12 protein-coding genes are annotated in these 11,386 nt (G+C 70.2%); 9 read left to right on the top strand and 3 right to left on the bottom strand.

From position 1 onward, the window contains the following. The first annotated feature begins 257 nt into the window (after positions 1-257). Both ACFYNL_RS23080 and ACFYNL_RS23075 read left to right on the top strand, forming a co-directional pair. Positions 258-608 carry an ArsR/SmtB family transcription factor gene (locus tag ACFYNL_RS23080; protein ID WP_388806504.1) on the top strand — a complete coding sequence of 117 codons (351 nt, stop codon included), beginning with the start codon at positions 258-260 and terminating at the stop codon, positions 606-608. A gap of 253 nt (positions 609-861) precedes the next feature. Beyond that, a complete protein-coding gene (locus ACFYNL_RS23075; protein WP_388806502.1) occupies positions 862-1,485 on the top strand; it encodes a hypothetical protein in 624 nt (207 codons plus the stop codon). A 589-nt stretch (positions 1,486-2,074) separates the two neighbouring features. Here the strand turns inward: ACFYNL_RS23075 and ACFYNL_RS23070 are convergent. Both ACFYNL_RS23070 and ACFYNL_RS23065 read right to left on the bottom strand, forming a co-directional pair. Beyond that, the gene (locus tag ACFYNL_RS23070; protein WP_388806500.1) at positions 2,075-2,791 is read right to left on the bottom strand and encodes a CBS domain-containing protein; all 717 of its coding nucleotides are present in this window, start codon (positions 2,789-2,791) and stop codon (positions 2,075-2,077) included. Positions 2,792-2,829: 38 nt separating this feature from the next. Next, positions 2,830-3,294 carry a Crp/Fnr family transcriptional regulator gene (locus tag ACFYNL_RS23065; RefSeq protein WP_388806498.1) on the bottom strand — a complete coding sequence of 155 codons (465 nt, stop codon included), beginning with the start codon at positions 3,292-3,294 and terminating at the stop codon, positions 2,830-2,832. A 201-nt stretch (positions 3,295-3,495) separates the two neighbouring features. Between ACFYNL_RS23065 and ACFYNL_RS23060 the strand changes: the two genes are divergently transcribed. The 7 genes from ACFYNL_RS23060 (at position 3,496) to ACFYNL_RS23030 (ending at position 10,621) form a co-directional block, all read left to right on the top strand. Then, positions 3,496-4,407: a universal stress protein gene (locus ACFYNL_RS23060; protein WP_388806496.1), complete on the top strand. Its 912-nt coding sequence runs from the start codon at positions 3,496-3,498 to the stop codon at positions 4,405-4,407. Positions 4,408-4,660: 253 nt separating this feature from the next. Beyond that, the gene (locus ACFYNL_RS23055; RefSeq protein WP_388807285.1) at positions 4,661-6,070 is read left to right on the top strand and encodes an APC family permease; all 1,410 of its coding nucleotides are present in this window, start codon (positions 4,661-4,663) and stop codon (positions 6,068-6,070) included. Positions 6,071-6,101: 31 nt separating this feature from the next. Next, positions 6,102-7,316, top strand: a complete 1,215-nt coding sequence (locus ACFYNL_RS23050) for an arginine deiminase (RefSeq protein ID WP_388806494.1) — start codon at positions 6,102-6,104, stop codon at positions 7,314-7,316. 18 nt (positions 7,317-7,334) lie between these two features. Then, positions 7,335-8,345 (top strand): ornithine carbamoyltransferase, encoded by a 1,011-nt coding sequence (gene argF / locus ACFYNL_RS23045; protein WP_388806492.1) that lies wholly within the window; start codon positions 7,335-7,337, stop codon positions 8,343-8,345. A 3-nt stretch (positions 8,346-8,348) separates the two neighbouring features. Next, on the top strand, positions 8,349-9,272 hold the full coding sequence (locus tag ACFYNL_RS23040; RefSeq protein ID WP_388806490.1) for a carbamate kinase: 924 nt from the start codon (positions 8,349-8,351) through the stop codon (positions 9,270-9,272). A 138-nt stretch (positions 9,273-9,410) separates the two neighbouring features. Next, positions 9,411-9,857, top strand: coding sequence for a pyridoxamine 5'-phosphate oxidase family protein (locus tag ACFYNL_RS23035; RefSeq protein ID WP_388806489.1), 447 nt, complete (start codon positions 9,411-9,413; stop codon positions 9,855-9,857). Positions 9,858-9,973: 116 nt separating this feature from the next. Beyond that, positions 9,974-10,621, top strand: a complete 648-nt coding sequence (locus ACFYNL_RS23030; protein WP_388806488.1) for a response regulator — start codon at positions 9,974-9,976, stop codon at positions 10,619-10,621. Between the two features lie 17 nt (positions 10,622-10,638). Here the strand turns inward: ACFYNL_RS23030 and ACFYNL_RS23025 are convergent, their stop codons facing one another. Next, complete coding sequence (locus tag ACFYNL_RS23025; protein WP_388806486.1) at positions 10,639-11,328, bottom strand: NADPH-dependent F420 reductase; 690 nt, start codon at positions 11,326-11,328, stop codon at positions 10,639-10,641. Positions 11,329-11,386 lie beyond the last annotated feature (58 nt).

Below are 11,386 nucleotides of genomic sequence, written 5' to 3'. Positions count from 1 at the left end.
TGACTGCTGTCCATGCCCATCTGGCCGCCCCGGTTGCCGCGCACCGGGCAGAGTGCTCGGAACGGTGCACGAGTGGCACACCACGCAATGGCCGGCCCCGGACGATGACCCGCTTCGGTTCGGTTCTGGCACGGGCGATTCGGTTTGCCCTGCGTCGGAGGCGAGGATGGGTCCATGGCGTTGACGAGTGGGTGGACGCGATGCGTCGAGATACGGGCGGCAGGGCCGTTCTGTCAGGTCAGGGAGGGGACGGCACGGTGAGCACGCCGCTGTACCAGTTGAAGGCCGAGTTCTTCAAGACGCTCGGCCATCCGGCGCGCATCCGGGTCCTGGAGTTGCTCAGCGAGCGTGAGCACGCGGTCGCGGAGATGCTGCCCGAGGTGGGCATCGAACCTGCCCATCTGTCCCAGCAGCTGGCCGTGCTGCGCCGGGCCAACCTGGTGGTCAGCCGCAAAGAGGGTTCGACCGTGTACTACTCGCTGACCAGCCCGCAGGTGGCCGAGTTGCTGAAGGTGGCACGGACCATCCTGTCCGGAGTTCTGGCCGGGCAGGCCGAACTGCTCGCCGACCTGCAGGCCGCCCAGGCCGAAGCGAAACCGCCGTCGTAGTGACGGCTTCCTGACCGGCGGTCGCCTCTTGCTGGATGGACAGCGCTCTGATGGCAGGAGGCGGCCGCTTTGAGGTCCGGGATGGGCGAGTGGGACGAGTGACTCGCACCGCAGGTCCCGGGAGGAGAGGGACGTTCGGACTGTCGTCCGGGGCCTGCAGCCCCTCCGGCGTCCCCGCGGCGAGCGGGACATTGAAGGTGCAACGAGAGACGTCAACACATCGCGCGTCGCTCCCTCGGAGGGGATGAGCATCATGGCAGTCCACGACCACTCGCACCGCCACCTGGGATTCCGTTTCCCGTCCCTGCGCAGGACCGGGACGGCCCCCGCGCACGCCGGCACGACGACCGTGGCGGCGACCGCCACCCGTGCGTACGTCGTGGCGGGGCTGCGGCTGCTGACAGGGTTCGTCTTCCTGTGGGCGTTCCTGGACAAGACCTTCGGCTTCGGTTACGCCACGCAGTCCGGCAAGGGCTGGATCGATGGCGGATCGCCCACCAAGGGCTTCCTCGGCGGCGTGGCCGCAGGGCCGATGGAGTCGACCTTTCACGACTGGGCGGGGGCTGCCTGGGCGGACTGGCTGTTCATGCTCGGCCTGCTCGGCATCGGCCTCGCGCTCACCGCGGGTATCGCGCTGCGGCTCGCCGCCGTGGCGGGGACGGTGATGATGGCGCTGATGTGGATCGCCGAGTGGCCACCGGCCAAGCACCTGTCGGACGGGTCGCCGAGCATGTCCACGAACCCGATCGTGGAGTACCACGTCATCTACGCGGTCGTCCTGATCGCCCTCGCGGCCGCGGGCGCCGGCGCCACCTGGGGGCTCGGCAAGGCGTGGGCACGGTTGCCGATCGTCAGCCGCAACCGCTGGCTGCTCTGAACCCATCCGCTCGATCGGGGCACCGCCGCTCGTCCGCGGCGGTGCCCCGATCGCTTTGCCACCACTGCCGCGGGCCCATCGGTGGAACGCAGGGACCGGTCGGCCTTCCTGCCCGTGGGCACGGGTGGCAAGAGTGGGACCGGATCGCTGATCCGTCGAGGTCAGGCACCAACGGGCTCGTCGGCGGCGGTGAGCCGGATTCCCGTGACCAGGTCGGGGTGGATGCGGACCACGTAATCCATGACCTGTTTCACTCGACGATGGCGACGCTGGGGGTGAGCGCGTAGTCGGCCAGCGGGTAGGTCGGTCAGACCCGGCAGCGCGTCCGACTCCTCCTCCTGCTGTCCGCCGCGCGCACCTGTCCGCAGCTCGGCGCAGTCCGCTGCCGCCGGGCGGACGACTGTGCGGCGCGGTGGCCACGGAAAGCAAGGACGCCGACTTGCCGGAGGCATCACCGCAAGTGTGGGGCGACCAGACGGATGTGCCGGAGGCGAGGACCGGTGAGGAGCGCGCGGTCGGCCTGGCGCCGGGGCCGGGTGCCCCGTCGGCACAGGACAGGCGCACCGTCCCGGCCGCCTGCGCCTCGGGTTCACGCGGGCGAAGTGCTTTCCTCGCGTCCCGGCGAAGGTGCGGAGGCGTCGATGGAAGGGGCGACGGACGGGTCGGGACCGGACAGGTCGAAGGTCACGTCCACGACGCCCTCGACGGCCCGGACCAGGCGCGCCGCCACGGGCACCAGGGACGTGTCCCGGATGCGGCCGGTGAGCGTCACGATGCCGTCCCGCACCCCCACGCGTACGGCGGACGCCGGGGAGGGGAAGAGGTACGACACAACCTCGCGCCGTATCTGCTCGGCGATGTCCTCGTCGTCCCGCAGGAACACCTTGAGCAGGTCGGCGCGGCTGACGATGCCCTGCAGCACGCCCAACTCGTCGACGACGGGGAGCCGCTTGACCTTGGCGTGCGCCATGGTACGTGCGGCCTGTGCGAGGGTTTCGTTCGCGCGGACGGTGAGGGCTGGTGAGGTCATCAGCTCCCCGGCGGTCACCGAGCCTGCCTTGGCGAGGTCGGACAGACGCCGCAGTTGTGTGGACCGGTCGGGATCGCTGTCGCGGAACTCCTCCTTGGGCAGCAGGTCGGCCTCGGAGACGACGCCGACGACCCTGCCCTCGCCCTCCAGGACGGGCAAGGCGCTGACCTTCCACTCCTGCATCAGCCGCACGATCTCCTTGAAGGTCGCTTCGCGGCCGACGGCGACGACCCTCTGCGCCATCACGTCGCTCACGATGTGAAGTGCGCCGTCCATGATGTCTCCCCGGTGGTTTCGGTTCGTGGGTGGGCCGGTCACCGCAGACTGCCGCTGCCGTAGGGTGCGTACAGGTCCAGCAACCTGGTACGGGCGGAGCGCAGCCGGTGGGCGAGCACGTCACCCACCCACATCGCGACTGTCCGCCCCAGCTCGGGGTCGTCCGCGCACATCGAACGGACCGCGGCGGCATCGAACTCGTACGCACGCACCGGGGTCACGGCCTCCGCCCCCATGTGCCAGGAGTGCGGGGCGAACAGCCATGACCAGCCGACGAGTTGGTCGTGCCCCAGGGACTCGATCACGGCCGGCTGACGGCCCGGCACACGCATGTCGAGCTCGATCGTGCCGGTACGGATGATCCAGAAGCGGTGTGCGCGTCCGCCCTCCTCGAAGAGCCGGGTCCCCTGGGGGAACGACACCTCACGCGGGATCCGCATGAGCCGCTGCCGGTGCTCGGCGGGCAGGGCCCGCAGCATGGTGGCTGTGAGGGGACCGGACATGACGTGCCTCCCATACGTGCTCAGGGACCTACCGCTTCCAGCCTGTTCGTGCCGCGCGCCCCGAACCATGGGCCAGTGGGCCCTGGGAGGGGGCCCGGTAGGCAATCAACGAGAGCCCTTCGGCGCCCTGCGGCGGAGACGGGCGCGGTGTTCGGTGGCCGTCGGAAGAGCAGACAGGTCTGGATGCAGGAGGTGCCCACCATGGATCGATACGTCGTCGCCGGAGTCGACGGAACGGCGGCGAGTCTCGCGGCCGCACACTGGGCGGCGAGGGAAGCCCAGCGTCGCGGTGTCCCGCTGCGGCTCGTGCACGTATGGGAGTGGAGCCCGTGTCCCGCCGTCTCCGTACCACTCGGCACCACTCAGGTCGGGTGGGCCACGCAGACCCTTGAAGGCGCGGTCGGCAGTGTCCGCGCCGCGCACCCCGGGCTGCAGCTCGGCGGGCACCTGGTGAAGGCCGACTCCACGGTTGCCGCGCTGGCCGAAGAGGCCGCGGACGCGGAGCTGATGGTGCTCGGCTCCCATGGCCTCGGAGGCTTCGCCGGGTTCGTGCTCGGCTCGGTCTCCCAGCGGGTCGTCGCCAGGTCATCGCGTCCCGTGGTGCTCGTCCGCGCGGGCCAGGCCTCGGCGGGCGAACACCTGCCGGCCGTGGACGGTGTCTCACCCGAGGAGATCCCCGAAACGCCCTACCGTGACGTGGTCCTCGGCCTGGACACCCGCCGCCCCTGCGACGAACTGATCGAGTTCGCCTTCGAGTCCGCCCGCCGCCGCGGCGCCACGCTCCACGCGATCCATGTGTTCAGCGCGTCGTCCGAGCTCACCGAGGACGGCCGACCGAAGCCTCTGCCCGGACCGGAACTGCTCGCCGCACAGGAGCGCACCGTCGTCGCGACGCTGCGCCCGTGGTGCGAGAAGTTCCCAGGTGTCCCTGTCGTCGAGACCGTGGCCGAGGGCCGGGTCACCGCCGAACTCGTGCGCGCGTCGTCCGGGGCCTCCCTGGTCGTCGTGGGTCGCCGGACGCGGGGCGGCCGTCTGGGCAACCACGTCGGTCCCGTGACGCACGCGGTGCTGCATCACGTCGGCTGCCCCGTGGCCGTCATCCCGCACGACTGAATCCGCGTATCGATGTGACTCCGGAGGCGAGTGAGCCTCCGGCCACTCGGGACCAATGGGCCACGAGGGGGACTTGTGGCCACTCACCACGGTCGCCGTGTCGCAGAAGGATCACTTGTGAAGCGACTCCCTCTCGGCGACCAGCACAAGGAGCACAGTCATGTCCACGCCCCCCAGGGGATCCGAAGCCGCCGGCGGCGGCGCACCAGCCGCCCCGAAGGCGGCACTTGGCCTTCCCGCTGCCTCCGCGCTCGTGATCGGCAGTGTCATCGGAACCGGGGTCTTCGCCCTTCCGTCGGCCCTCGCCCCGTACGGGCCCATCTCGCTCGTGGCGTTCGTTGCCGTCACGCTCGGCGCGCTCGCGCTGGCCGTGACGTTCGGGGCGCTGTCGAAGCGGGTCCCGGCGAGCGGCGGGCCGTATGTCTACGCCCGTGAGGCCTTCGGTGAGTTCGCCGGGTTCCTCAACGCCTGGTCGTACTGGATCACCGTGTGGGCGGGGAACGCCGCGATCGTGGTGGCCTGGGTCGGCTATGTCGAAGTGTTCGTCAACACCGGACACAGAACCGGGGTCTCGGTCCTCATCGCCCTGATCGGCCTGTGGATCCCCGCGGCGATCAACCTCACCGGTGTGCGTAACACCGGCGCATTCCAGGTGATCACCACGGTGCTGAAGTTCGTGCCGCTGGTGTTCATGGCCACGATCGGGCTGTTGTTCATCGACCCGGACAACTTCGGAGCCTTCAACGCCAGTGGCCAGTCGGCCCTGGGTGCGATCTCGGCCGCTGCGGCCATCGCCCTGTTCAGCTACCTCGGGCTTGAGGCCGCGTCCGTGGTCGCCGGCCGCGTGCACGAGCCGGAGCGGAACGTGCCGCGCGCCACCGTGTACGGCACGCTCGTCTGCGCCGTCATCTACGTCCTCGGCACCCTCGCGGTCTTCGGCACCGTCTCGCACGCCGAACTCGGTGCCTCCACCGCGCCGTTCACCGACGCGGCGAACAACATCTTCGGCGGCACCTGGGCGGGCGACGCCGTCGCAGTGGCCGCCATCGTCTCCGGGCTGGGCGCCCTCAACGGCTGGACCATGCTGTGCGCCGAGATGCCGTACGCCGCTGCCCGCGACGGACTCTTCCCCGGGGCATTCGCCAGGCTGCGCGGAGAGAGTGGTGTGCCGGTCTTCGGCATCGTCGCCTCGACGGTACTCGCCTCGCTGATCACCGTGTTCAGCTACACGCGCTTCGAGGACGTCTTCACCAAGATCGTGCTGCTGAGCGTGCTCACCGCCGTGATCCCGTACCTGTTCTCCGCCGCCGCCCAGCTGTACTGGCTGCTGGTGCGCGGCCGGGAGAACCTGAAGCCGAGGCAGTTGACCCGGGACGTCACCGTCGCCGCGCTCGCGATGGCCTTCTCGTACTGGTCGATCCAGGGCAGCGGCTACCAGACCGTCTACTACGGGCTGTTCGTGCTGCTGCTCGGCCTGCCGGTCTACGTCTGGCTGAAGCGCGACCGCGGCGAGTACGGCGAGACGACGCCCGCGCAGCCGGTGGCCACGGTCCCGCACGCACGGGCGCCCGAGACGCCCACAACGGCCGAGGGGAACTCCCGGAGGAGGCGGAGGTACGGCACCGGCGGCTTCCCGAAGTACACACCACAGCACCACGACTGACCACGTCACTACGGCCCGAGGAAGCCCCGCCATGAACACCTTCCACGTCGACTCCGAAGTCGGCCGGCTCCGCCAGGTGATCCTCCACCGCCCCGGTCTCGAGCTGTCCCGGCTGACCCCGCGCAACGTCGATGCCCTGCTCTTCGACGACATCCTGTGGGCCAAGCGCGCCCGAGAGGAGCACGACGCCTTCGCCCAGGTCCTGCGCGACCACGGCACCCGCGTGCACTACTTCGCCGACCTGCTGGCCGCGACACTGGACGTGCCGGGGGCCCGCGACTGGCTCCTGGACCGGGTCGTCACCCCGGCGAGCGTCGGCCCCGCCCTGGTGGCTCCGGTGCGCGAGCTGTGCGCCGAACTGGACGGGGAGACCCTCGCCGGCTACCTGATCGGTGGCCTGCTCAAGAGCGACCTGCCGCTCTCCACCCCGCACAGTCTGGTGTGGAACGCCTTGGGCGCCGAGGACTTCGCGCTCGCGCCGCTGCCCAACCACCTCTTCCCCCGCGACAACTCCTGCTGGGTGTACGACCGGTTGTCGGTCAACCCGATGGCCAAACCGGCCCGGCGGCGCGAGAGCCTGCACGCGCAGGCCATCTACCGCTTCCACCCGATGTTCACCTCCGCCGCGCCCGAACCACTCCTCGACGGCGCGGTGGGCACCCTCGAGGGTGGTGACGTCCACGTCCTCGGAAACGGCGCCGTCCTGGTCGGCATGGGGGAGCGGACCACCGCCCAGGCCGTGGAGAACCTGGCCACCCGGCTCTTCGCCGCCGGCACGGCGAACAGGCTGATCGCCGTCCAACTCCCGCCCGCACGCGCCTACATGCACCTGGACACCGTGCTCACCATGGTCGACCGCGACGCCTTCACCATCTACCCGGGCCTCGCCGACTCCCTGCGCTCCTGGACGCTCACCCCCAGCACCGCCCGTGAGGTCGGTTTCGACGTGATCCCCAACTCGGATCTGGCCTCCGCTCTGGCCGAGGCCCTCGACCTGGACAAGGTCCGGATGCTCTCCGCGCCGCAGGACATCCGGGGCGCCGAGCGTGAGCAGTGGGATGACGGCAGCAACTTCCTCGCTGTCGCCCCGGGCGTGGTCGTCGGCTACGAGCGCAACGTCACCACCAACACCTACCTGCGCAAGCAGGGCATCGAGATCGTCACCATCGCCGGCGCCGAACTCGGCCGCGGCCGCGGCGGTCCGCGCTGCATGAGCTGCCCCATCGAACGCGATGCGGTCGCCTGACCGAACGGAGGAAACACCATGACCATCGACCTCCGGGGCCGCTCCTACTTGAGCGAACTCGACTTCACCGCCACCGAGATCCACCACCTTCTCGACCTCGCCGCCGACCTCAAGGCGGCGCGGCGGTCCGGCACGGAGCGACCCCTCCTGACCGGCAGACACCTCGCGCTGATCTTCGAGAAGACCTCCACCCGCACCCGCTGCGCCTTCGAGGTCGCCGCCGCCGACCAGGGCGCCGCGACCACCTACCTCGGTCCCGGCGACACGCACATCGGTGCCAAGGAGTCAATCGCCGACACGGCCCGCGTGCTCGGCCGCATGTTCGACGCCATCGAATATCGTGGCTCGGCCCAGTCGACCCTCACGGAGCTCGCCGCCCACTCCGGTGTCCCCGTCTACAACGGCCTGACCGACGCCGCGCACCCGACCCAGAGTCTGTGCGACGTCCTCACCATGCGCGAGCACACCCGCAAGCCGCTGACCGAGATCGCGTACTGCTACCTCGGGGACGCCCGCAACAACATGGGCAATTCCCTGCTGGCCATGGGCGCCCTGCTCGGCATGGACGTACGCATCGCCGCGCCCGCGGGGCTGTGGCCGGAACCCGGACTGGTCACCGCCTGCCGCTCACTCGCCGAGCGGAGCGGGGCCCGGATCACCCTCACCGAGGACGTCGAAACGGGCGTTCGCGGGGCCGACTTCCTCCACACCGATGTCTGGGTCTCCATGGGAGAGCCCTCCGAGACCTGGGGAAGGCGCATCGACCTGTTGCTGCCGTACCAGGTCAACGACAAAACACTTGCGGCCACCGGCAACCCGGACGTCAAGTTCATGCACTGCCTGCCGGCCTTCCACGACCACCACACCCGGCTCGGCGAGGAAGTACTCCGCACCTACGGCCCGGACGCCCTGGAAGTCACCGACGACGTCTTCTCCTCGCCCGCCTCCATCGTCTTCGACCAGGCGGAGAACCGGCTGCACACCATCAAGGCCGTACTCGTCGCCACCCTGGCCTCCCTGGAGGGCTGAACCATGCGCATCGTCATCGCCCTCGGCGGAAACGCCCTGCTGCACCGCGGCGAACGCCCCGACGCGGCCGTGCAACAGGCGAACATCGACCGGGTCGCCACGGCCGTCGCCACGCTCGCCCACGAGCACGAGATCGTCCTCACCCACGGCAACGGCCCGCAGATCGGCCTGCTCGCCGTGGAGAGCGCGTCCGACCCGGCCCTGAGTGCCCCTTATCCGCTGGACCTGCTCGGTGCCCAGACCGAGGGCATGATCGGCTCGCTGCTGGCCCGCAGCATGTACAACGCCCTGCACGGCCGAAAGATCGCCGCACTGGTCACCCACACCCTCGTACGGCCCGACGATCCGGCCTTCGCACGGCCCACCAAGTTCGTCGGCCAGGTGTACCCCCGGGACATCGCCCGGTCACTCGCCAGGAAGCGCGGCTGGCACATCGCCCAGGACACCACCGGCTGGCGCCGGGTCGTCCCCTCCCCGGCACCGCAGCAGATCGTGGAGACCGATACCATCCACGACCTGCTCGCCTGCGGAGCACTCGTCGTCTGCGCCGGCGGCGGAGGCATCCCCGTCACCGCGGACCGGGACACCGGCGCGCTGCACGGGGTGGACGCGGTGATCGACAAGGACCTCACCGCGGCCCTGCTCGCCGAGGAACTCAAGGCGGACTTCCTGCTCATCCTCACCGACGTGCCGAACGTCTACGCCGACTACGGCACCCCGGACCAGCAGCCCCTCCTCGACGCCACACCCGAGGACCTGCGCCGCGGCACGTTCCCCGACGGTTCGATGGGCCCCAAGACGGAGGCCGCGGCCCGGTTCGTCGAACGCACGGGCGCCCTGGCCGCGATCGGTGCCCTCGACGCGGCGTACGAGATCGTCCACGGCAGGTCGGGGACGCTCATCCGCCCGGATCTGACCGTCGGCTGAGGAGGGCCGAGCGGGGAGGCCCGACAGTGGCCGTTCTCCGGCACGGCCGGGACCGAGAGGCCGTCACGGCCCGTTCTTGTCCCGCCAAGGAACGACTCCGGCTGAAGGACTTGCTGCGTCGGGCGGAAGACGGACCGGATGACGTATCCGAACGACGGTTTCCCTGAACTGGAGCGGCAGGAGTGCCTCCGTCTGCTGGCGAAGGCGCCCGTCGGCCATATCGTCCACACGCGCCGGGCCCTGCCCGCGGTACTGCCGGTCAACTTCTCGCTCGACACCGACGGTGCGGTGTTGCTGTGCACGTCGGCGGCGTCGGGAATGGTCCGTGCGAATCGTCGGCGCGGTGGTCGCCTCGAAGCCGACGAGGTCGACGCGGCCGCTCACTCGGGTCGGAGCGCCGTCGTCACCGGCACCGCCACGATCGTGACCGACCCGGCCGGGCACGACCGGCCGGCCAGGACCCGCCCGCGCCCCTGGGCGCCCTGGCCCGATCCGGTCCTCGTCCGTATCGAACCCGAACTGGTCACCGGGCGCGAGCTGATCGGCGGTCGCACCTTGTACGGAGTGGGGATCTCAGCTTCCTGACGGCTCCGCCGAACGTTCGTGGGCCACGAGCATCCCGACGACGGTGACTGCTGCCGTGGAGGGTGGCGCCGGAGCGCGAGAGAGGGCCCTGTGCCCGCCTTCGTCGGCACCAGCGTGTGGTGTGGGCGACAGGCCTGCTGGTACGGCGTGGGGTTCGGGACCTGCTGAACGACGAGCCGGACATCACCGTGATCGGCGAGGCGGCCACCGTCGAGCAGGCCCTGGCGCGGGTTCCCGCCCTGCGTCCCCAAGTGGCGGTGCTCGATGTCCGACTGCCCGACGGGGACGGTGTGACCGTGTGCCGGGAGCTGCGCTCGCACATGCCGGAGCTGGTCTGTCTGATGCTGACCTCGTTCGATGACGAGGAGGCCCTGCTGGACTCGATCATGGCGGGGGCGTCAGGGTACGTGCTGAAGCAGATCCGGGGCTCCGACCTGGTGTCTGCCGTCCGGACGGTGGCCCGGGGTCAGTCGCTGCTCGACCCGAGCGCGACCACCAAACTGATGGCCCGGCTGCGCGGTGAGCAGACCAAGGAACCTGAACAGGATGCTCTGCCCGACCTGACCGAGCGGGAACGGGAGATCCTGGCACTGATCCGTGAGGGACTGACCAACCGGCAGATCGGCCGGCGGCTCCATCTGGCGGAGAAGACGGTCAAGAACCACATCTCCCGTCTGCTGGCCAAGCTCGGCGTCGAGCGGCGCGTCCAGGCAGCCGTCATCGCCTCGCAGGTCCGGGGCCGGGCCACGCCGGGCGGGCACTGACACCTGCGTCGGGCGTGCTAGCGGGCGCCCTGGACGTGGAAGTTGAAGTCGGTGTGGCCGAGGGCGCTGTAGAGGCGCAGCCAGATCGGCAGCAGCATCTCGGCGCCTCGGGCCGTCTCGATGCCGCCGAGGTCGATGACGCTGCTCTCGGGCCAGCCGAAGGAGACCAGCATCTCGGTGACCTGCTTCTTGGCGCCGGTGTCCTCGCCGGACACGAAGACGTTGTGGGCTCCGGAGACACGGCCGGGCTCGACCATGAGGCGGCAGTTCATGGTGTTGAGGGTCTTCACGACGAGGGCGCCAGGGAACGCACGCTGGATCTGTTCGCCGAGGCTGTCGGTGTTGACGGGATTCAGAGGGGGCGGCATCCCCAGGGAGGGGTCGAGGGGGTTGGCGATGTCGATGAGGATCTTTCCCGCCAGGTTCGCGCTGCCCGCGGCGCTCAGGACGGCGAGCGTGACAGTGCCCGCGGTGGCGTTGACGACCCTCTCGCCGAGTGTGGCGGCTTCGGCGAAGGACAGCAGTTCCACGGTGGGGTGGGCTGCGCTCCAGGTGGCGAAGGGCGGGGTGCCCATGGCATCCGGCTCGGTACGAGCGAGGGTCGCCGCGGGATCGCGGGTGCCGATGACGACCTCGTTGCCCAGAGAGGCGAGCTTGGCGGAGATGGTCCGGCCGACGACGCCGGTGCCAAAGACTGCGTAGCGCATGGGGTGGGTCCTTCCCGGCCGGGCGGTCCATCGGATCGGTCAGGTGGCCCAGACAAGC

The sequence above is a fragment of the Streptomyces sp. NPDC007808 genome, assembly GCF_042868655.1.
Taxonomy (GTDB): Bacteria; Actinomycetota; Actinomycetes; order Streptomycetales; family Streptomycetaceae; genus Streptomyces.
The sequence above is the reverse complement of the archived record's forward strand: the minus strand, read 5'-3'. Positions and strand labels throughout refer to the sequence as shown.

Coding starts and splice junctions, on each gene's coding strand:
- ACFYNL_RS23075 (WP_388806502.1), top strand. CDS start 862: ATGGCAGTCCACGACCACTCGCACCGCCACCTGGGATTCCGTTTCCCG.
- ACFYNL_RS23050 (WP_388806494.1), top strand. CDS start 6,102: ATGAACACCTTCCACGTCGACTCCGAAGTCGGCCGGCTCCGCCAGGTG.
- argF (WP_388806492.1), top strand. CDS start 7,335: ATGACCATCGACCTCCGGGGCCGCTCCTACTTGAGCGAACTCGACTTC.
- ACFYNL_RS23060 (WP_388806496.1), top strand. CDS start 3,496: ATGGATCGATACGTCGTCGCCGGAGTCGACGGAACGGCGGCGAGTCTC.
- ACFYNL_RS23070 (WP_388806500.1), bottom strand. CDS start 2,791: ATGGACGGCGCACTTCACATCGTGAGCGACGTGATGGCGCAGAGGGTC.
- ACFYNL_RS23035 (WP_388806489.1), top strand. CDS start 9,411: ATGACGTATCCGAACGACGGTTTCCCTGAACTGGAGCGGCAGGAGTGC.
- ACFYNL_RS23025 (WP_388806486.1), bottom strand. CDS start 11,328: ATGCGCTACGCAGTCTTTGGCACCGGCGTCGTCGGCCGGACCATCTCC.
- ACFYNL_RS23065 (WP_388806498.1), bottom strand. CDS start 3,294: ATGTCCGGTCCCCTCACAGCCACCATGCTGCGGGCCCTGCCCGCCGAG.
- ACFYNL_RS23040 (WP_388806490.1), top strand. CDS start 8,349: ATGCGCATCGTCATCGCCCTCGGCGGAAACGCCCTGCTGCACCGCGGC.